This window comes from Dendronalium phyllosphericum CENA369 (assembly GCF_016056275.1).
GTDB lineage: Bacteria > Cyanobacteriota > Cyanobacteriia > Cyanobacteriales > Nostocaceae > Dendronalium > Dendronalium phyllosphericum.
Map to the genome: position 1 here is coordinate 75,501 of NZ_JAECZA010000004.1, position 21,674 is coordinate 97,174.

13 protein-coding genes are annotated in these 21,674 nt (G+C 40.4%); 8 read left to right on the forward strand and 5 right to left on the reverse strand.

Annotated features, from left to right (window positions below):
* Positions 1-98: 98 nt before the first annotated feature.
* The 4 genes from I8752_RS02130 to I8752_RS02145 all read left to right on the forward strand — a co-directional run bounded on the left by I8752_RS02130 (position 99) and on the right by I8752_RS02145 (position 6,648).
* Positions 99-1,016 (forward strand): histone deacetylase family protein, encoded by a 918-nt coding sequence (locus I8752_RS02130; protein ID WP_214430678.1) that lies wholly within the window; start codon positions 99-101, stop codon positions 1,014-1,016.
* 362 nt (positions 1,017-1,378) lie between these two features.
* A complete protein-coding gene (gshA, locus tag I8752_RS02135; RefSeq protein WP_214430679.1) occupies positions 1,379-2,518 on the forward strand; it encodes a glutamate--cysteine ligase in 1,140 nt (379 codons plus the stop codon).
* Between the two features lie 569 nt (positions 2,519-3,087).
* Positions 3,088-3,549: a tRNA (cytidine(34)-2'-O)-methyltransferase gene (locus I8752_RS02140; protein ID WP_214430680.1), complete on the forward strand. Its 462-nt coding sequence runs from the start codon at positions 3,088-3,090 to the stop codon at positions 3,547-3,549.
* Between the two features lie 774 nt (positions 3,550-4,323).
* Positions 4,324-6,648: a peptidoglycan DD-metalloendopeptidase family protein gene (locus tag I8752_RS02145; RefSeq protein WP_214430681.1), complete on the forward strand. Its 2,325-nt coding sequence runs from the start codon at positions 4,324-4,326 to the stop codon at positions 6,646-6,648.
* 271 nt (positions 6,649-6,919) lie between these two features.
* Here the strand turns inward: I8752_RS02145 and I8752_RS02150 are convergent, their stop codons facing one another.
* The 5 genes from I8752_RS02150 to I8752_RS02170 form a co-directional block, all read right to left on the reverse strand.
* The gene (locus I8752_RS02150) at positions 6,920-8,419 is read right to left on the reverse strand and encodes a hybrid sensor histidine kinase/response regulator (protein WP_214430682.1); all 1,500 of its coding nucleotides are present in this window, start codon (positions 8,417-8,419) and stop codon (positions 6,920-6,922) included.
* A gap of 7 nt (positions 8,420-8,426) precedes the next feature.
* A complete protein-coding gene (locus tag I8752_RS02155; RefSeq protein ID WP_214430683.1) occupies positions 8,427-11,222 on the reverse strand; it encodes a PAS domain S-box protein in 2,796 nt (931 codons plus the stop codon).
* A 436-nt stretch (positions 11,223-11,658) separates the two neighbouring features.
* Complete coding sequence (locus tag I8752_RS02160; RefSeq protein ID WP_214430684.1) at positions 11,659-13,191, reverse strand: SagB/ThcOx family dehydrogenase; 1,533 nt, start codon at positions 13,189-13,191, stop codon at positions 11,659-11,661.
* A gap of 204 nt (positions 13,192-13,395) precedes the next feature.
* Positions 13,396-14,316 carry a DUF4349 domain-containing protein gene (locus tag I8752_RS02165; RefSeq protein WP_214430685.1) on the reverse strand — a complete coding sequence of 307 codons (921 nt, stop codon included), beginning with the start codon at positions 14,314-14,316 and terminating at the stop codon, positions 13,396-13,398.
* A gap of 1,017 nt (positions 14,317-15,333) precedes the next feature.
* Complete coding sequence (locus I8752_RS02170) at positions 15,334-15,654, reverse strand: hypothetical protein (RefSeq protein WP_214430686.1); 321 nt, start codon at positions 15,652-15,654, stop codon at positions 15,334-15,336.
* A gap of 806 nt (positions 15,655-16,460) precedes the next feature.
* Between I8752_RS02170 and I8752_RS37910 the strand changes: the two genes are divergently transcribed.
* The 4 genes from I8752_RS37910 to I8752_RS02185 all read left to right on the forward strand — a co-directional run bounded on the left by I8752_RS37910 (position 16,461) and on the right by I8752_RS02185 (position 21,218).
* On the forward strand, positions 16,461-16,589 hold the full coding sequence (locus tag I8752_RS37910; protein ID WP_263985278.1) for a hypothetical protein: 129 nt from the start codon (positions 16,461-16,463) through the stop codon (positions 16,587-16,589).
* A gap of 623 nt (positions 16,590-17,212) precedes the next feature.
* Complete coding sequence (locus tag I8752_RS02175) at positions 17,213-17,908, forward strand: acyltransferase (protein WP_214430687.1); 696 nt, start codon at positions 17,213-17,215, stop codon at positions 17,906-17,908.
* A gap of 315 nt (positions 17,909-18,223) precedes the next feature.
* Positions 18,224-18,340, forward strand: coding sequence for a photosystem II reaction center protein I (locus tag I8752_RS02180; protein WP_206263044.1), 117 nt, complete (start codon positions 18,224-18,226; stop codon positions 18,338-18,340).
* A gap of 298 nt (positions 18,341-18,638) precedes the next feature.
* Complete coding sequence (locus I8752_RS02185) at positions 18,639-21,218, forward strand: DUF3769 domain-containing protein (protein ID WP_214430688.1); 2,580 nt, start codon at positions 18,639-18,641, stop codon at positions 21,216-21,218.
* Positions 21,219-21,674: the final 456 nt, after the last annotated feature.

Genomic DNA, 21,674 nt, shown 5'->3' on the forward strand with positions numbered 1-21,674 from the left:
GTCAGTTGTCAATTGTAATTTTTCTGACTCCAGTTTTCCTATCCCCTCCACTCTCTATCTCCCCATTGGCATCAAACTATGGTTAACAATTAATAACTATGGAGTTGCCAATAATTTACCACCCGGATTATGTTGCCCCACTACCCGAAGGGCATCGCTTCCCGATGTCCAAGTTCCGAAAACTTTATGAATTGCTTTTAGCTGACGGCGTAGCGCAAACAGAACAAATTCATATTCCCGAACGCCCACCTCAAGATTTAATCGAATCAGTTCACACCCCAGACTACGTGCAAGCTTACTATGAGGGTACGCTAGATTCTAAAGCACAACGCCGCATCGGTTTGCCTTGGAGTCCAGCATTGGTGAATCGTACCTGTGTAGCGGTTGGTGGTACAATACTGACTGCTAAGTTGGCACTTACTCAGGGTTTAGCTTGCAATACTGCTGGTGGTACGCATCATGCCTTTCCCAGTTATGGGTCTGGTTTTTGTATTTTTAATGATTTAGCCATCGCCTCTCGCGTTTTGCAAAAACTCGGACTTGTCCAAAAAATCCTGATTGTAGATTTAGACGTTCATCAAGGAGATGGCACTGCTTTTATCTTCCAGGACGATGAGACTGTTTTCACTTTCTCGATGCACTGTGAAGTTAATTTTCCCGGCACTAAGCAAAAAAGCGATTTAGACGTTCCCTTAGCAGTGGGAATGGAAGATGATGCTTATTTACAAACTTTAGCTAGTTATCTACCAGATTTATTATCGAATGTAAAGCCTGACTTAGTATTTTACGATGCTGGTGTCGATCCCCATGTAGGCGATCGCTTGGGTAAATTAGCCTTGACTGATGCTGGTATTTTCCGGCGAGAAATGCAGGTTTTGAGCACTTGTGTAGGTAGTGGTTATCCCGTTGCCTGTGTCATTGGTGGCGGTTATGCCAATGATATGAAGTCTCTTGTCTGGCGACATTCTTTGCTGCATCGCGCCGCTAGTCAAGTGTACCGATATTTGCGACTGTAGGAGACAAGAGGCAAAAGCAGGGAAAGTAGGAGGTAGCAGGGGATTGGGGGGTGGGAAGATGAGGGAGATGAGGGAGATGAGGGAGATGAGGGAGAATAACTTCCGACCTCCGACTTGCGACTTCTGCCTCCTGCCTTCTGACTTCTAACAACTAACTCAGGACTTAACACTTTTAAGTCAGAAGTCAGAAGTTAATAACAATATTCTCTAGTCTCCAATTGCCCTTAATCCCCAGTCCTTAATACCTAATCCCTAATTCTTTAGTCCTATAATTCTTCAGTTGAAATCGACTCCAAGGTGAATACAGGTATTCGTCTAATTCGATACAATTTATAGGCTAGGAGAGCCGAGGAGAATGTGAAGTGGTCTTATCAAAAGGCTTTGAAATTGAGATGTATACCGGCACGCCTCAAGGTGAAATCGTCGGACTCTCTGACAAAATTGTTGGGGCTTTGGATGGATTTGTGCGCGAGCCAGATAGCCGTAACGTAGAATACACAACTAGCCCATCTAGTAATTATGAAAATCTTTTGTGTGCGTTGCTGCGTCCCCGTCGGGAGTTACGAAACTACCTAAAACATTTGGGCGATTATACTCTAATTCCGGGGAGTACTCTATCTTTAAGTGGGAGCGATCGCTTCTTTCGTTCTGACCCTGCCAATCCTTATCACGACTATATTGAAAAAACTTACGGTACAAAAGTAGTTACTGCCAGCGTTCATATCAATATTGGTATTAGCGACCCAGAATTACTAATGCGGGCTTGTCGGGTCATCCGTGTGGAAGCACCTTTATTTCTTGCCCTCAGCGCCTCATCTCCCTTCTTGAATGGTAAAACCACTGGCTATCACTCTACCCGTTGGGGTCTCTTTCCGCAAACGCCTTCCCATGTGCCTTTATTTGCTAGCCACGCTCATCATATAGAGTGGGTAGAAAATCAGCTAGCTGCTGGCACAATGCAAAACGTGCGACATCTATGGGCTTCAGTAAGACCAAATGGCGATCGCCGTCCTTATGACCTAAATCGTCTAGAACTGCGAATTTGCGATTTAGTCACCGATCCAATCGCCTTACTCGCAATTACTGCCTTGATAGAAGCGCGATTATTACAGGTTATAGATAATCCTGACATCGATCCTTTAAGCCAAAGCAGTTTCTCCCCAGAAGAACTGATCGCCCTGACTGCCAGTAATGAAGTAGCTGCGGCTAGCGCTAGTCTTGACGCTCAATTAAAGCACTGGCAAAATGGCAGAAACATCTTAGCCAGAGATTGGATTACCCAAATGTATCAAGAAGTTTGGGCGATCGCCAAACAAAAAGGCTTTAGTTGTTTTTTATCTCCTCTGCAAAAACTCCTGCGCGAAGGCAATGAAGCCCAACAATGGCTGCAACTGCACGCCGTCGGTTTTGACTCTAGGCGTGTCATCACTCAAGCGATTGTTGCTACTCAAGAACGTGAAATTGAATTAGAAAACAAATTGTGTTCGTCCCTAGTGCTTTAACACTACGAAGGCGTAGAGGCAGAGAGAGGAGCAAGAGAATTTAGCAACACAAATATCATCCTCTTATTAAGCTGTTGTGTTTTTGATTTGTACATTGAGATAGCAAAACAGCAGTGAGGAAGATATTTCCATACCAACAGAAACACTGTGTGAGGTTTCTCTTGCCCTGTTTCTGTGGCAAAGGAGTAGAGAGAGTTTGCAGGTCTTACCTAAAAGATTAGGAGACAACTTGTAGTCTCGACATCTTCCTCATCCCTCACTACTTACTCTTAACTTCCTCCAGATGGTTTAACACTCCATCCCCTATCTTCATATAAGTGTTAGAGTTTCTTGGAGACATAACAACTGCGAGCAACTTCGCCAATAAATTTTTCTGAAAAAAGAATATTATATTTTAGTTATAAAAATGCTCATACCTAATTTTGGGGAGAATTTATATTTTGTTTTAAAAATCTAATGAATAGGGATCGGTTGATATTTATTAACAAAACCTATATATGACCTCTATCTTATGATAGATTTTTTAATTGAAAAATATCATTTTATACGAAACAGCAGATATACGGTCAATGCCTCAGGTTGTTTTAGTTAATCCGCAAATTCCCCCTAATACAGGCAATATTGCACGTACATGTGCTGCTACGGGTACAGAATTACATTTAGTAGGACCTTTGGGGTTTGAAATTAGCGATCGCTACCTCAAAAGAGCGGGTTTAGATTACTGGCCTTACGTCAAACTGCATTATCACGAATCACTAGAAGTTTTTAAAACTATGCATCAAGTGCGTGGGGGCAGATGTCTAGGATTCAGTGTTCGTGGCAGTTTTAATTACGTCAATTTTCAATTTCAACCTGATGATTGGTTACTTTTTGGTAGTGAAACCACAGGCTTATCACCAGTAAGTTTGTCAGCTTGTGATGCTACTCTTCATATTCCTATGGCAGAACCTCAGGTTCGGAGTTTGAATCTTTCTGTAAGTGTGGCAATAAGTTTGTTTGAAGCCCGTCGTCAGTTGGGTTTTCTAGTGTAATATTTATCTAAGCATTAATACTTAGATAAATCTAAAATATAAATGCAAAAAGTTTATTAATTGACTATAGTAGCTCTTTGTTATTTTAATAACTTAGTCGGTTTTTATACTTAAAATTTATGATTTAGGGCGATCTTTAGGAAAAATACTTACTCAAAAAAGTGTATTGCTATAAGAAATTTGTATAGTAGATACCAGGGTATAACAAATTTGAATGATAGATTTTGATGAATTTGAATTGTTTTAGCTGGAGGAACAAAAATACTAAGACATAGTCTTATGAAGCATTTGAGCTTTTTTGCTGGAATAAGTATTTTTCGGGAGGACAAAAGTAGCTAGAAGTTTGTACGGTTGTCTTTTAGGGAATAATCAACGTAAAGTCTCGTGTTGGGAAGACTGATCGGGTAGAAAAACCTTGAAGATATCTACAGCAGGGGGCATCGCTTTTCCAGAAGTCGTAACAACTCAATTGCTGACAGCAAGAAAAGCTGGTAAATAATATTTTCCAGCTACGGCTAGTGAAGCAAGAGCAGACAACTGCAAAAAGTAATATGTTCTAGGGTGTTGAGGAGTGAAGCGGACAAGTAAGCACAGCAATCTTAAGTTTTGCTAACAAGTGTGAACTTGTCTAAATCAGAGAAGCAGGTTAATCTTGCGTAAGTATCTCTGGTGAATGTGATCTTGATCCATAGTTCGATGTGATCTAAATCATTGACTAGTATCAGACTGAAAAATCGAGATCAGTTAAGCGCTAGCGATCATAGGAGGTCGTCTTTGAAACGAGCATTGAAAAAAAGAGTAAAGGCTGTGCTGAAAAATACCCCCAGCAACGACGATGCCCCGGCAAAACAGCTAAATGTAGTTAATCAAACAGTTGTTAACCGTCGGGCGCGGACAAAAGCTGCCGTGATTGGCTTGGCAATCTCAATGGGAGCAACCAGTCTTTTGGTGACTCGGCAAAGCGATCGAGTCCAAGCAGCAGCACCTGTGGGCAGCCAAAAGGCAGCCTCAAGTATTCCAGTTGCTCCTGATACTGAAGTGAAATTTGCTAACACAAAGCTGAAGAACAAACTAATTTCATCAGCAAGCGTGCCAGAAAATCCTGTCATCGTGGAACCGACAGCAATTTCACAATTGCCTGGGCTTGAAGCTAAATTGCAAGTTGCAGCAAGCGGAATATCAGTACAAGTTCCGACATCAGAAACCTCTTCCAAGACAGCTTATAAAACCTCTGTCTTCCAGCAACCTCAGTTGTTACGAGGAGTGCAAGCGGGTAACCAGTCAGGAGAGACAGTAGAAAAATTGTCTAGTACTAATGGTGTTGCTAACGGACAAACTGCATTCTCGAAAGCTCAACCACAAACACAGACACAGCAAAACACAGTCGCTAGTGGTGAAATAAATGTTCAACTAAAGGCGCAGCAAGAGTTGGCGCTAAATAATTTACAAGAAAAATCGAACCGTTTAAGAAAAAGTCTGGCGGAGTTGCGGTCTGGGGAGTCCAAGAATTTATCACAATCTGCCATAAAGGTGGCACAAGCAAAGATAACGGAGACAACACAAGAAAACTTACCACCATTAAGTGCGAGTAGTACGGTAATAGAACAGTCATCTACTCTCACAGAAGCTAAGGAAGCAAGTGTCTTATTGGGGTTGAAACAGCCAAAAGTACCAAGCGAGCTGATGCAGCAAGTAGCAACAACACCTGCACCAGCCACACCAAAAGTTGTCGCTTCATCAAACACTACAGCCTACGAAGTTAAACCTGGAGATACACTGGCAGCGATCGCCAGCAGATATAATACTTCAGTTTCAGAACTAGCAAAGGCAAATAACCTTAGCGATCCCAATCAACTGAAAATCAGTCAAACACTGATTATTCCTGCTGCTAGGATTGAGCGTAGCAATGTCCCACAGACATCAGTGGCAATTAAGCCATACAACGTACAGTCCCAGTCTAATAGCAATTCTCAGGTAGTTACTTCCCCTGCAAACGCTGTAAATATTTACCCGAATCTATCGGCTGCTTCACAGCTACCAGTTTTAGCCGATAACAGCAGCATTACTGTCCCAACAGCACAAACTGCGAAAAATCAGGTACAGCCAAATACTGCCATTGCACCCAAACAAGACCCTGCCAATACCAACACTCACGGTTTAGGCGGTGATACTCCAGTACCAACAGCTTTTGCTGAAATGCAGCTGGCTAGAAAACCAGAACAAAAGGTAGCAGCAGCAAAAAATGAACGTCTTCGCACCTTACAAGCGGAAATTCAAAGGTTGCAGGAAAAATACCGCGCCCAACAGTCCGGAAATATAGTTGCGTCAGCACCTAATGAGAGTGAAAGCAATAGTGCTGCGGTGCCTATTCCTGTAGCTAGTCCAAATAATTTTGCGGTGTCTACACCAGCTTCGATACGTCAAGATTTGGCAGTGCCAATTGCCGTTCCTAGCCCAATAGCACCTAGCTATAGCAATCAATCAGTTAAACCTCAATTCCGTGCTAATCTTTCCGTTGACGAACCAGTAAACCCTGAGTTCTTACCCAATCAAGCAACTCGTCTGTTAACTCCTGGCAAAACATCTGGCATAGGAAACATACGGGGAACTACTGTTACTCCAAAAGTCTCACTCCCGCCTTTGGCAGCAGTAGATCAATACTTGCCCAAACCGATTGACGAGACGATACCACCACCTTCGACATCCACTGTAGCCTACATTTGGCCTGCAAAAGGCGTAATGACCTCTGGCTATGGGTGGCGCTGGGGAAGAATGCACAAGGGAATTGACGTAGCTAATGCTACTGGTACACCAGTTTATGCGTCATCTGACGGTGTGATACAGGCTGCTGGCTGGAACAAAGGTGGCTACGGTAATCTTGTAGATATTCGCCATGCTGATGGCAGCATGACTCGCTATGGTCATAACAGTAAAATTCTGGTCAGAATTGGTCAGCAGGTGCATCAAGGACAGACAATTGCTCTAATGGGTAGTACTGGTTTCAGCACTGGCCCGCACAGTCACTTTGAAATCCATCCATCTGGCAAGGGAGCTGTTAACCCAATAGCTATGCTACCTCCTGCTCCTAACCGTATATAATTCTTAGTTGACTATAACTAAAATAATTACCTTATTTGTAAGAGGGAGTTTAGCTCCCTCTTTTATTTTTAATCGCTCAAGAAGCGCTATGGTATGTCTCTATTTCTATTATTGAATCGTAATTTTTCTGGCAATGAGAGAATTTTACTCAGGGTAAATCAGTAGATAAGTAGAAGGCAGAAGGGAAAAGCCAAATTCTGAGCAGATTTCACAGGTTGGCGTTTTACATTTAGTTATGTCCACCTACTTATAATTTTTACGAATGTGAGATTTATCCTTCAAAATTTAAAGGTATAGTGACTGTAAATGTAGTTCCAACACTAACTTGACTGCTGACACTAATTTGACCATTGTGAGCGGCAACACACCTTTTAACAATCACTAACCCTAACCCAGTTCCCTGAATTGATTGGACATTTGAGGCTCGATAGAAAGATTCAAAAAGTCGAGTTTGATCTGCTTCAGGAATACCAATTCCTTGGTCTTGAATCCGAAAAATAGCTACTCTCGTAATGAAGTCACAGGTTAAATCAAACCAAATGTTATTACTTGCCGAGGAGTATTTCACTGCGTTAGACAGCAAATTCATGAATATATAATGCAAGAGTCGTTCATCCATTAAAGCGTCTGTGCGATCGCTATGACAGGTAAAAATGATTTGATGTCCGGTAGTTGTAACAGCAGAAAAATCTTCGATTAACTCTCTACAGAAATTTTCGACATTCATCAAAGTAGGTTCGTATACGATTTTTTCTGCTTCAGACCTGCCCACAAATAGTACATCTTCCATGAGTTGTTTCATGGATTGCACAGCTTTTTTAATTCGCTTTAAGTAGGTATTTTTTTTTGTTTCTGTTAAATTTGCTCCTTGAATTTCTATGAGTTCGACTGCTGTTTGAATTACTGTTAAAGGATTGCGGAACTCATGAGAGACAGTGGAGATAAATAAGGATTTGAGATTATTGAGTTCTCGTTCTTTATTTAATGCTTGTTCTAGTAATTCTGTTTCTCGTCGTTCGCTAAGATCCCAAAAAACAACTACGACACCACTTATCTGTTTAGATTGCCGCATGATAGGTGAAGCACTATCACCGATTGGAACTCTTGATCCTTGTTTAGTAATTAAAGATGTAAATTCTGCTAAATAAACAACCTCTTGTTCGCGCAAAACTTTTGTGACTGGGTTTTCTAGTTTATCTTCTGTAACTTCATTTACAATATGAAAAATATTTGATACGTCGCATCCAAGAGCTTCTGCTTGCTGCCAGCCAGTTATTTTCTCAGCCGCAGGATTCATGAATGTTACTATTCCCTGTTCATCTGTGGCAATCACACCATCGCTCATTGAGTTTAACAGAGTTACCAGGCGATCGCGATTCTCTCGCAAGTCGCGTTCTAGCTGATGTTTTAACAGACCTATTTCAATAGCGATTCGTAAATCTTGTAATGTAAATGGTTTAACAATATATCCAAAGGGTTGAGTAATTTTAGCGCGTTGTAATGTATTACTATCAGCGTAAGCAGTTAGATATATAACGGGAATATCTAGTTGCTCGCGGATATGACTAGCAGCTGTGATACCATCCATCTCACCTTTGAGGATAATATCCATCAAAACGAGTTCTGGTTTTGTCTCTGATGCCTTGGTAATAGCAACTTTCCCAGAAGAAGCTGTACCCGTAACAATGTAACCTAATTGACTGAGTTGGCTGGCTATAGTTCTAGCCACTATGACTTCATCTTCAACTACTAAAATTCTCACTTGACCCATCTGAAATTTAATGCTGCAAATTTAACTTTGGAAATTTGATTTTAAATATCATTCCCTGTCTACTTTCTACAGTAATAGAACCTTCTAATTGTTCTGTTACCAAGTCATAAACTAATGAAAGACCTAAAGAATCTGTATTATCCCAATCTAAATCATGTGGTAAACCAATACCATTGTCTTGGATTGTCATTTCAATACTGTTACCGATATTGTGTAAAGCAATAATAATTTTGCCTGATTGCTGCTGGGGAAAAGCGTGCTTGAGAGCATTAGAAATTAATTCATTGACAACTAGTCCGCAGGCAATAGCTTGATCGACATTTAAGCTGACTGAATCTATATAAGTTTCTAAACTAATTTCTCCACCTCCGATTTGATAAGAAATTAGCAAACTAGTAGCCAGATTTTCAATATACTCAGCAATGTCCAGTTGTCCAATATTAGGTGAAGTATATAAATTCTTGTGAATTAGAGATATAGAATCGATTCGATTTTGGCTGTCTCGGAAAACTTTAATTATTTCTGGATCTTTAAGCGTTTGAGACTGGAGTTGCAAAAGACTAGAGACAATCTGCAAGTTATTTTTAACTCGATGATGAATTTCTTTTAATAAAACTTCTTTTTCAGCTAAGGCATTTCTTAAGTTAATTTCAGCTTTCTGGCGCTCGGCAAGTTCGTTTTGAGCTTGCTGAAATATACTGGATTGTTGAATAGCGATCGCAATTTGTACTGTCAGTCCATCGAGTAAATCTAATTGATTTTCTTCCCACTTACGGAACCCGCAGCATTGGTGTGCTACCAATAGCCCCCAAAGGGAACCAGATTTTTCCCCACCGACTTCTAACAGAATAGGTACGACTAAATTGGCTTTAACCTCAAACTGTTCTAATAATTGCAGATGACAATCACTGAGTCCGACCTGATAAATGTTAGCAACTGCTCGTTTGCGTCCCTGATAGTATTCGACTCCGCCACCTGTCTGAAAACAAGTATCTTCAATCTTTTGACCTAAAGAAACTGTCCAGCCAGGCTCTACTGATTCAGCCACAACTGTACCGCTCATATCTGAGGCAAACTGATAAACTACAACTCGATCTACTTCAAGTAAATCTCGCACTTCTTTAACTATGGCATTGAGAATGTTTTGGAGATTCAGAGATTGACGAATGCGTTGAGTAACAGTTCGCATCAGTTGCTCTCGTTCAGCCTGAGCTTTGAGAGCTAGTTCGCTTTGCTTGCGTTCTGTGATATCCTGACCGATACCGATGATTTGACCGTTGGGAAGGCTAACATTTGTCCAAGAGGTGTCTAGCATTCTACCATCACGTATCTGAGTTCTAAAATCAGCCCAACTGCGTTTTGCAGACTGAATAAAATTAATCACATCCTGACGATATTCAGGATCGGGATATAACACAGAAAGTAGATCGCGATTATGAAAATCTTTCATTTGCCAACCAAGAACATCTTCCCATTCTTGGTTTACCCACTGGAGTTGACCTTCAGTATTAATAAGTGCAATCATTAAGGGAATACGAGCAAAAATGCTTTGCAGAAATTCATTTTGTTCTTGAAGTTTGACTTCGGCATTTTTACGCTCAGTGATGTCAGATAATACAGCTAATATTGCCCATTCTCCATTGAAAGTTAAATACTGAAGTGAAGCGATCGCCCAGAAGGAAGTTCCATCTGTCCTCTTGAGTAAAAGTTCGTAATTTTGCAGCAAGCCTTGGTGGGTAAGAGCTTCTAAAAGTACTTGAAAATCTTGTGGGTCGTGGTACAAATTTGAAACTAAACAATTAACAAAATCATCTGGAGCAAAACGAAATGTTTGAATAAACTCTATATTCGCATATAAAATTAATCCATCAGATACGCGAGAAATAACTAACGGTACAGGAATTGTTTCAGTAACTGCTCGAAATCTCGCTTCACTTTCTTGAAGTTTTCTTTTGATTTGTTTGTGTTCTGTAATATCTTTAATATCGACCAGCCGTGCTTTACATCCGGCATAGTCTATAGCCTGTGTAAAAAGTTCGACATCAATAAGCTGTCCATTTTTACGAAGGTGTTGCCATCTTCCTGAGAAATTAAATTCAGTTTGATTTTTTGCTAAATATTCCAACAGTATTGGTACATCTTTTAAGGGGCAAATGTCAGAAATTCGCATTTGCAAAAATTCTTCTCGTGAGTAGCCATATTGAGTAATAGCAGCTTTATTTACTTCTAGAAATTGCCAATTTTGTTGGTGATAAATCAACATTGGATGAGGATAATTCTGGAAAAGAAAACTTATATTTGTCTGCTTTTCCTCAATTTGGTTTTGCCGATGTAACTCTAAAAGCCCGATAATTTGTCTTGCTAATTTTTGTAAGATTGCTTGCTTTTTTAATTCCAGATTTCGAGGAACAAAATCAATTACAGAAAGACTACCTAATGCAAAACCACTTGCGGTTAGCAAAGGAACTCCCGCGTAGAAGCGAAAAAAAGGTGCTGATATTGCAAGAGGGTGTTCAGCAAACCGTTCGTCCTGTAGAGTGTCTGAGACGATCGATATTTCTCTTTGCAGTATAGTGTAACTACTAAAAGAATTTTTGCGAGGCACTTCTAATATAGTTAATCCCACTTTAGATTTGAACCATTCTCGTTCAGCATCTACGAAGCTAATAAGAGCAATTGGTGTTTCACAAATCTCTGCTGCTAGCTGAGTCAGTTCATCAAAAATGTCTTCAGGTGGTGTATCTATAATTTGATATTGATAAAGTAATTTTAGCCGTTGGTTTTCATTTTCCGATAAGAGCATTGCTACATAATATAGCGATTCTTCGATCGCAAAAATTTTGCTGATGAGAATGATATTTGAGGTCGAGCGTAGACGATTGTTTAAAAAAACTAATAATCCCCTATCAGCACTTTTAGCAGACTATGGTTAGCTTTTGCAATATACCAAAGAGCTTTTGTTATAAAATTTACATATACAGCAGTTTGCAACTAAATGTTGGTTTGCTTTTGCCGTGCTATGATAGGCCAAAATGTCTGCCGCTTCAACGCAGATATACCCAAATATATTTACAGTGTAGATTTGCTATCAGAGATTTAGAGTTGAAATCAACAAACGAGCCAATTAGTAAGCGTTTACTTCTCCTCTATACCCAGCCCTGGCAGCGAGTTTACCTTTTTTTCATGATATTTGATACAGACATATAGACAAAAGAATCTCTGTATCTGTTTGGTTTATTTCATCTTGGTCGCCCTAAAGTTGTGATATATAGAACAGCTTCATCAATAGGAATGCCTAAAACTTCATTTACTCGATCGTCAAAGAAGCCGCCTATACCGCTAACACCTAAATTCAAACGAACAGCGGCTAAATTCAGCCTTTGTCCCAAATGCCCAGCATCCATGTGTAAGTAACGATAAACGCGATCGCCATATTGGGAAATAGCTGATTTCAGGTCGGCTGTATGAAAAAGCACTGCTGCTGCATCCCGCCCTAAATCCTGTCCCAAGCAGAGAAAGTGTAACTCTCGGCGGAAATTTTTGAAGCGAATTTGTCTCAATTCTTGGGCTTTAGGTGCGTAATAATAACAACCTGTCTCTAATCCTTTGACTCCGCAAACTGCAATAAATGTTTCTATGAGATTTAAATCAAAGTAATCTGGAGAATTATCTAAATTTTGGTCGATATAATTTTGCGGTTGATAGGTGAAGTCAAGTAAAGCTTTGAGTTCATCGAAGGTGAGATCGTCACCGCTGTAGGCACGGGTAGAACGTCGCTTGTGCAGAGTCATTTCCAAGTCTGAAAGTTCTTCTCCCCAGAAAATCGGTGTCGTAGATGTGGGAATTTTCAAACAAAAAGAAAAATTATATTTATCTTCTAAGGACTTTTCTTGTTTGATAGTTGGTAAATTGAGTTTGCCAACTATACCTTTGGGGAGTTGGGTATGCTGATGAAAATATGTCAGCAATTCGCCATCTGGAATGTCTGGGTAACTAGTTTCGGTGGCAGAGGGTAAAGCCGTACATCCTGTGGGCAAATTTTGTTTGATATCTAATAAGTCTGCCAGAGCTAAGACAGCGATCGCTCCTTCTTGTTGTGGATCGATATAAAGCAAATCGTTTACTGCTTCATCCACAAAACCGCCAATCAAATGCGGGCGATAGTCAGTAATCGCACCTGCTAGCTCGATATTACCTAAGAGGTGTCCTGTATCTAAAAAAACCCGGCGGTAAGCTCGATCTTCATACCGCCACGCCGAACGATAGAAAACCGCAGTCACGATAATTGCTAATTGAGTACTTTCGAGAGAGGAATGCCAAAAACAAGCTTCTTGCAAAGCCTGCCAAACATCGCTTTCCCAATAATGCATCAGTGAATGAGTCCGACACTGGTAGTTATACAATCCAGGTGGCAATAATCGCGTTCCACGGGAGACTACATAGACTTCAGCAGGATATAATCCCCCAGCACTAGGGGCAGCTCGTAAATACACCGTACTACCCATAGAAGGCATTCTCGCCGTCAGTCCGTAGCTGCGAAACAGTAACCTTGATAATCTTTGCCACCATTGAGCATCTGGATCGTTAACTAATACCTGTGGTATTTCTTGAATATAGGGTTTGAGATCGACAGATGAGCCAATTTTGTACTCTTTAAACGGCACTGGCTGTTTAGCCCAGTCTAACCCTTGATGTTTGGCAGCAAGGGTTTCAGGGTCATATTTAGTACGTTCGTGGTAGTGCTGGGCAATCGATTGGTGTATTTCTGGCATAGTACTTACAATATACCTTCAGGGCGTTCTTTTCTCGATCTTGGCATTCATCCAGCTGATTATTCGCGTTAATTCGTACAATCTTCAGACTTACAACGTAGTACTGAGAAATTCCCAATGGATACTTGAGTATGGCTTAGTTTAGAGATGCTAACAGGAAAATATCGGTTAAAGGGAAACGATTTCGGAAATTAAGTTTGTTAGTCATTCAGAATCAGTTGATTCTGGTGTTTGTAGCAAACGTAAACGTGGTGATTGGGTTCGCCGCCAACGGCTAAAGCTATAAATACCAGCAGCCAAAATTAACAAATAAGGGCTGTAAACTATTAACCAAATACCCAGTTTCAGTAAACCAACAGTAAATGCACCAAACGAGTTAGTGGAGTTGTTCCAAGTTTCCTGAATTTGCGAACCTACTGCACGTTGAGGACTGCTGCTAGATACTGCTGCTTCTAAGTTTAGTGCGATCGCAGAGTATGCAACTTGATTTTGTAAGTTTTTCAGTTGGGCATCAATTTGTTCTATGGATTGCCGGACATTACTCAGTTCTTGAGCAACACTTAACACATCTCTAACAGACCCCGCTCGATCCATAATTTTTTGCAAATTAGCTTCTGTTTTCCGGAGGTTAGTTAATCTAGCTTGAAAATCCACCAAGCGATCGCCTACATCTTCCGCAGCAATATTGCGATTTTCTACAGTTCCTAATTTAGCTAATTCTTCTAAGGTAGATTCTAGTGAGTTCTGCGGCACTCTTAGCTCTATAGAAGCAGTGTGACGCGAACTATTACGTGTGGGTTGTTGTTCTTGTAACCCAATCAAGTCTCCTTGTTGCTTGTTGATAATTTGCGATACAGAATCAATACTTTTATCCACAGAGTTCACAATCACAGTCATTGATGCCTTTTTGATCAATTGCGGACGCGGACGAGATACTGGTGCTGCTTGTGTCTTTTGAGAGACATCGCTAGCAGTTTCAGCAATCGGTGCTGCGCGATCGGCTGAACTTGGTAATGCCTGATTTGATGGCGAATGAACAGAAGCACAACTACTAAAAATTGCTCCTCCCAGCAATGCACTCACAAACAAAGCAGATTTACGTATTAATGGAGTTGAGATGTACATAATCTACCCCTAGGTGGATGAAGTTAATCTCAGTATCTCCGAAGAAAAACACAAACCTGGGATTGTTGCGATTTATGTAACAAGCACGCGCCCTTCGGGTGACGCTCCTGCGTCGCTAACGTCACTTTGCCAGACGCTCGAAGACTCGCTAACGCTGCGCTAACGACGCAAAGCGCCAAGACGGCAAGTGACTCACCAAAACTGCGATCCCCTTACTGCAACGCACTGTTTCCCCTATCTCCTTTACTACCTATCCTCCTATCCTCTTCCTAACTCCTAACTCAGCACAATTTTCCATACAGAGATAAAGTAAAACCCCAGAACTGGGAATTTCTGGGGTTGTTAACCTGACCACCCTTACATTTGTAATTGAAAAATCTATGAAATTGTTGATAAATGGTGAAGTTACAAAGACCTAAATAGCTAATTTGTGTCTAAAAATACTTACTATATAACTGATATTGCTATTGAATGATAGTAGCAATAAATGTTATTATTACTAGCCCAATCTCATTTCTATTTATGTAGTGAAATAATTTCGGATTTTATCCAAGTGTAATCAGCTTTGAAATGTGGAAAATAAAAGATAAAATTCTCTAATTTATGTCTAAGTATCTATTTTATTAACCTTGAATTATCACTGATTAAGATGAAAAATAAAAATATCATGTATAACATGATTGTAGACGATTAAAGTGACAGAAAGCCTCATTAATGTCCGCGATCGCGGACATTTTTATAGGTAATTTCTTACAAATAAAATTTAGTAAACCTTCCCGACTATGGAAATTGAACCAATTTCTAGTCTTTTGAGAAAAAGTTTGTTATTGAGCTAATTACAATTTCCAAAATATCCAATTTCTCAAAGGCCTAAGCGACAGCGTAAGCACCACAATAGCTGGGAACAAGACGTATGTTATTACATCCTTTAAGAACCCCTGAAAGCAAACACAAAGCCTAACTCAACCCTAACCTGCGGTAATCTGTGTAGAGCACTTCTATACGTTGTGCATTTTTCTATGTACCCAAAGAAGGGCTATCCTGACTATTTTTTGGCATAGTCAAAGCAACTGCGGCGGCAAAGGCAATTTCTGCTGCTATTTGATAAGCAAGTTTAATATTAGATGCAGCTTCTTTAGTATGAGAAAGGGAAGATTTTCGGGGGCGTGCCTCTTGTTTGACATCGCCAGCGCTAATAGCTCGCTGCAAAATAATGAAGGCATCTAGGTCGTCTGAGTCATAACTTTTTTGAAGTAGCACTTGTATTCGGTTTTGATCTGCAACACTCAAAAAACCGGTGCTTAAAGCTTGTTGGACAATTTCTTGAATTAAAAGCATAATTTGAACCAAGTGTGTGAGTTAATAGTAATACTTCCGTTTGGAAGTTTGGTCTTTCGTATATAGTGTTGTAGACCTAAAGTGTATCTAGATTGTCTTCAAAATGTATAATGACTGATACCTAGTACGCATCACCCATTTGGATCGCCCGATCGGGTGATTTACAAGTTTTGGAAGATATGTAATGGGAAAGAAGACTCTTTTACTTTTTTAGTTATTCCAGATGTCAAAAGTACCGCAGATATGACTTTGAGTGTGATGGAGTTTTAGAATTGATTAAGCAAAATTAATTATATGTACTGAAGGGAAGAGTAATTATTTTTTTGTTGTAATCTTAATATTTTATTTATTATTGGGAAAGCTTCAATACTGCTTTTTTCTTTATTTGTGTTTAATAAATTTTGTCCAAGTACATTAAAAGGACGACAGTTTTCAATTGTCTATAATATGTTCTCCTTGGGAAGGTTAATAAGCAAACGAGTAATGCTATTTTAGGTTTGTCGCAATTATTGGACTAATTTGTATAACAAGATACGGTTAATTAAAAAGAAAACTATTAAAAAAGCGATCGCTTGCATAAATATTTATGTTATTTATCCAACACTAACTCTTTTCATTTGGTATAAAAATGTTTATTAAAGATTTTATCCAAGTCATTATGAATTAGTAGCTAGAAGTAAATTTACTTCTTAAGAGCGAGCCACTAAAAATAAAATGTGTTAATCTTGATAGGCAATCATGATTATAAACTTTTCATTAAACTGTAATTATGATTTTGTCGATCTGTTAATTCATCGGTGTGCAACATGATTAGAGCAGCATACTCTAGAAATTCGTTGCAAGAAAGTCGTCATCGCAGTCGGGGAAGTGCTTATTTGTTTGCACCGATGGTGAACTTTAATGTGATGGCTGAAGTTGGGGATACTCCACCCTAACATTAGATTTGCTTGGGTAAGCATATTAATATAAGTTCAATAATTACATTTTCATACGTGGGCAGAATAATTTGTCATGTTCGATATAGCCCAATACAAATGTAGTTGTATTGAATAAATCTTGTTAAATTGGGTTGTGCAAAAATAAAAACATCTTGACAGGAAGCAGTTTGAAAGCCAATAACTGTATTAACAGTTAATTGTCTAGCTATTCAAATATGCTATAAAAACTACAATTACTCTGTCAAAAGTACCCAATTTTACAATTTAATAGTCTGAAATAAAACGCTGCAACTCACTGACTAGTCGCTGGGAAATTCAGTCTGGCAGAACAGCAACATTTTGGCTTGCTTTGATATAGACATACTGCCATAGGATTTTGATCGTTTCTTCAGGCATATCAGATGCAGATGCAGTTCGAGATTTGCTGATATATTCAAATCCAGACTTTTGTTTTCCCAAGCAATAGGGAAATCGCCTAAAAAGTTGGGGAAATTTGTGTATCACTACAAATCAAATTCATAAATAAAGAATCAGAATAACTGCGACTACCAGAAGACAGGATACAACCCAAACAAACATTTAATACTGTAACCAAGAATTTAGTTGAGAGATATTTAGCCATGAATAACGTGCAATTTTCTTCAAAATGGCAGCGTTTGCAAGAATTATTCGTAACCACTTGTTTAGGAGATATTCCCACGATCGCTTTCGGGCCAAAGTTACGAAATCTGATATATAGTAGGATTTTTGCTCGGATGGGTAGCGAAGTTTATATTCAAAATGGTGTGGAATTTATTGGGACTAACTGTATAGCAATTGGTAAAGGTGTATATATTTTTAAAGGTGTGCGTATCGATGCTAAAGGACACGAAAATAACATAATATATCTCGAAGATCGAGTAGCGATCGAACGCAATGTGAATATTGGCTGCTTAGAAGATACGTGTATACATATTGGAGAAGAAACCTTCATCGGCCCTGATGTCTCTATTGCAGGCCCTGGACATATCAAAATTGGTAAGCACTGTATGATAGCAGCCCATTCAGGGATATACGCCAATCATCACAATTTTGCAGATCCAAAAAAGCTAATCAAACATCAAGAAGTTATTCGTCAGGGAATTGTGATTGAAGATGACTGTTGGTTAGGACATGGGGTAACAGTATTAGATGGTGTCACTATTGGTAAGGGTAGTGTGATTGGTGCAGGAGCAGTTGTCAATAAAAATATTCCTGCCTTCTCTGTTGCTGTAGGTATCCCTGCGCGGGTAATCAAAAGCCGAATAGCCAAAGATTTGGTAGCATCTTCTGACTGATAATGAGTGCTTGAGTTAGAAATCAAGAAGAGGATAGGGGCATAGGGAGCAGAGGAGATAGGGGGAAAAAGAGTATGGGAAATAAGAGCGGTTCATGTATAGTCATCTTTCACTCCCCATCCCCTCTGTCCCTTTACTTCTTTCTCGCTGGAACTGGAAACTTACGCTGTTGGTAAACGTCTCAAGAGTAACGGTTCTGTACTACTACCAGTGTCATCTGAAAAAGGGACGAGATTTGGGTAAGATAAAGGAGCTATCTTTTCTGCGTGGCAGATACTGAGAGAGCCTTTTCTCAAAACCCTTGGAGCTATTTCTATGGTGACTTTAAAAATCGTTGTTTATATTGTTGTTGCTTTCTTCGTGACTATCTTCGTCTTCGGATTTTTGTCGAATGACCCAGCTCGTAACCCCGGTCGTCGGGATTTAGAGTAGAATCCCGATAAATTATCCGCGACTGCCGGCAGGCGGGAAACACAAGACGTTAAAGACACTTGTTTGAACGAGACGGCAGTTGCTATAACGGAGAAATCTCCCGTACATTGTTCGGAAGGGAATTCTCCAAAGCTCGTTGTTGCTCTAAAACTTGCGAATGAGAGTTTTTTCGGCAACGCAGTGTCTTCTTCCGGGCGGCTTGCTGCATGTAAGCAAAAAGCAAAAGTCGGAAGGCTAAAAGTGTAATTCATCCTTCCGGCTGTCAATTGGCTATTTGCTAGCTTGATTGTTTCCAAATATGCTTCATTCAGTTCCACCGCCTACACTGCCTCCTATCCTCGAACCGATACAACCTGTAAATTACACTACATCTGCTAGCGAACTCCAGTTTCCAGCGCTCGCCCAAGCTAATCCCGGTATCCAAGAAAATAGAGACTCCAAGCAAAAACGGGAAGCGCCAACAATCCCAAATACAGGTATTGTGGGAAATTCTCAACCAGTAATTTCTAACGATACCGCTCAGTATAATTCCCTAACTGCTAAACTAGCAGCACCCAATAAACCGGAAACTTTCCCACCAGAATTTTCTCCTCTTGCCGCCTCTAGGAGTGCTGTAAATTTGGGTTCGCCTCAAGTTGTTGGTTATCCTATGCAGCAGGTTAAAGTTGCTAATTTCGGTGATGTCACTAGTTCAAATAGCGCTGTTGTTCCTAACATCGCAAGCGATCGCAACTTCAAGCCAGCGAAAACGCAAGTCTTAGCTGAAGAATTAACCCAACAAATACAACCACTCAATCCGACTGCACAACAATCTTCACAAGAAAATAATCTCTCTGTTTCTGCTGTCGATCGCGCACCCAATCCAGCAAGTTCTCAGCCAGTAAAAAATATTATAGAGTTTAAGTCTCGCAGCCTCACAAGCGAAGCTTCAACACCCACTACTATAGAATTTCAGTCACCAAAGCCAACCCAACCACCTACTACTACTCCCCAAAAGCCTGCACCTGCTAATACGCCACCAACACAGAGAATTGTAGAAGTGACATCAGATAGGCAGGAGTATGACGAACAAAGGCGCATTGTCACCGCAGAAGGTAATGTAGTAGTGCGATTTGATGGGGCAGTAGTCGATGCCGATCGCTTGCAAGTAAATTTAGATAATTTGATTGCCGTTGGTGAAGGCAATGTGGCATTGACACGCGGCGATCAGATTTTGCGAGGACAACGCTTTACTTATAACTTTGTCCAAGACAGCGGCGAACTAGAAAATGGCAGAGGGGAGATTTACATACCCTCAGTATCAACAGACTTCGCTTTTAACTCCACCGATGTGAGCGCTGGTGGAGTACCACAGCGACCGCCAAGCGATCGCATCAGAGCCAACCAACCCACTGCTGGCGTAAGCAGTCCGGGAGGAATTGACATTGCCTTGGGTGGTGGCCGAGACGCTAGCAACGTCCCAGCCCAGAAAACAGGTGGTGTAGTCAGGCGGGTACGGTTTGAAGCTAAACACATTGATTTTTATCCACGAGGCTGGCAAGCCAGGGATGTGCGGCTCACGAATGACCCGTTTTCACCCCCAGAACTAGAGTTACGGGCTGATAAAGTAACTGTGACGCGCGAAGCTCCCTTGATAGACCGAATTAAAACACAGCGCCAGCGTTTAGTATTTGACCAAAAACTCAGTCTGCCAATTCCTATAGATCAACGAACCATTGACCGTCGGGAGCGGGAAGTTACACCTACAATAGTGTCCCCTGGTTATGATGGCGATCGCCGGGGTGGTTTATATATCGAACGGAACTTCACACCTTTAAATACCGAACAGGCAAGCTTTTCCATCACGCCCCAGTTTTTCGTACAAAAAGCCGTACAAGGAGGCGTAGATGATGTTGCATCAGTATTTGGTTTGAAGTCGAGGGTGAATGCTGTTTTCGGCCCGCGGACTACACTTCAAGGTTCTGGTGATTTAACTAGTCTTGACTTGGGCGAGATAGAAGATAATCTGCGAGCGAGTTTGCGATTACGCCAGTTATTAGGCAAACCCAATCCCCATATTCTGAATTTAGAATATAGCTACCGCGATCGCCTTTATAACGGTACTCTCGGTTATCAAACCGTTCAGAGTAGTCTCGGCGGTGTGCTGCTTTCGCCAGTGATTCCTTTGGGTAAGAGTGGTGTTAATCTCACCTATCAAGCAGGCGCTCAATACATCAACGCCAACACCGACCGCCAAGACTTGCTAAAACCGATTCGAGACAACGATCGCATTTCACTAGGTCGCTTACAAGCCAGCGCTTCTGTCAGTAAAGGCTTTTTACTGTGGCAAGGGAAACCATTACCACCCACTCCCACACAGGGATTACGATACACAGCCAATCCTGTAGTTCCTTATTTGCAAGCGATCGCTGGGGTGACGGCTACTAGTAGCTACTACAGCAATGGAGACAATCAAAGCACTTTAACTGGCACAATTGGCTTAGTAGGGCAAATTGGTAACTTCTCTCGTCCTTATTTAGACTACACCGCTTTTAATATTACTTATTCTCAAGGCTTAAACAGCGGATTATCACCCTTTTTGTTCGACCGCTCTGTTGATAATAGAGTCCTAAGTGCTGGCATTTCCCAACAAATTTACGGGCCATTTCGCTTAGGCTTTCAAACATCAGTGAATTTAGATACAGGAGAAGAAAGTAGTACTGACTACATTTTAGAATATAGTCGCCGCACCTATGGAATTACCCTGCGTTATAATCCAGTGTTGGAATTAGGTGGCTTTAGCATTCGGATTAGTGACTTTAACTGGACTGGTGGTACTAATCCATTTTCTAATGGCGAAGTTAGGCCAGTTGTGAATGGCGTAGAACAGCAAAATTAACGTTAAATGAGGAAGAGTACGAGGGTGGAGGGACAAAGGAGAAAAAGATAATACAGAAATTACTCTTATCTCCCTATCTTCTCAGTTTCCCATCCCCTTTTTTTCTCTATTCTCTTCAATTAGTGGCGGGTCTTAATCCCCCAATAAAAGATTGCTGAATTCTTTCTTTTGACTTCTGAATTCTTCTTCAATAAGAGGCATTAATTTTATCAAGAATAAAAATATATAGCAAACAAATTAAAGGTTAGGACATCTTGAAAGCGTAGATGTTAGGAATAGTAATGTTTTACCCCTGCCTTCTGACTCCTGCTATAATTGCCCTTACCGCTGGATAAAAAATATTGATATACAGCAACAATTATTGATGATCTTTGATTGTTGTTTCAACTAAAAATGTATATTTAGTAAGTTTTTATAAATTTCTAAATAAATATTAACAATAAAATAAATAATTTA

What these genes read in the sequence shown, in the direction of transcription:
- I8752_RS02140 (WP_214430680.1), top strand. Translation starts at nt 3,088, where the DNA reads ATGCCTCAGGTTGTTTTAGTTAATCCGCAAATTCCCCCTAATACAGGC.
- I8752_RS02180 (WP_206263044.1), top strand. Translation starts at nt 18,224, where the DNA reads ATGGTGACTTTAAAAATCGTTGTTTATATTGTTGTTGCTTTCTTCGTG.
- I8752_RS02160 (WP_214430684.1), bottom strand. Translation starts at nt 13,191, where the DNA reads ATGCCAGAAATACACCAATCGATTGCCCAGCACTACCACGAACGTACT.
- I8752_RS02150 (WP_214430682.1), bottom strand. Translation starts at nt 8,419, where the DNA reads ATGGGTCAAGTGAGAATTTTAGTAGTTGAAGATGAAGTCATAGTGGCT.
- I8752_RS02175 (WP_214430687.1), top strand. Translation starts at nt 17,213, where the DNA reads ATGAATAACGTGCAATTTTCTTCAAAATGGCAGCGTTTGCAAGAATTA.
- I8752_RS02155 (WP_214430683.1), bottom strand. Translation starts at nt 11,222, where the DNA reads ATGCTCTTATCGGAAAATGAAAACCAACGGCTAAAATTACTTTATCAA.
- I8752_RS02185 (WP_214430688.1), top strand. Translation starts at nt 18,639, where the DNA reads ATGCTTCATTCAGTTCCACCGCCTACACTGCCTCCTATCCTCGAACCG.
- I8752_RS02170 (WP_214430686.1), bottom strand. Translation starts at nt 15,654, where the DNA reads ATGCTTTTAATTCAAGAAATTGTCCAACAAGCTTTAAGCACCGGTTTT.
- I8752_RS37910 (WP_263985278.1), top strand. Translation starts at nt 16,461, where the DNA reads ATGATTAGAGCAGCATACTCTAGAAATTCGTTGCAAGAAAGTCGTCAT.
- I8752_RS02165 (WP_214430685.1), bottom strand. Translation starts at nt 14,316, where the DNA reads ATGTACATCTCAACTCCATTAATACGTAAATCTGCTTTGTTTGTGAGT.
- I8752_RS02130 (WP_214430678.1), top strand. Translation starts at nt 99, where the DNA reads ATGGAGTTGCCAATAATTTACCACCCGGATTATGTTGCCCCACTACCC.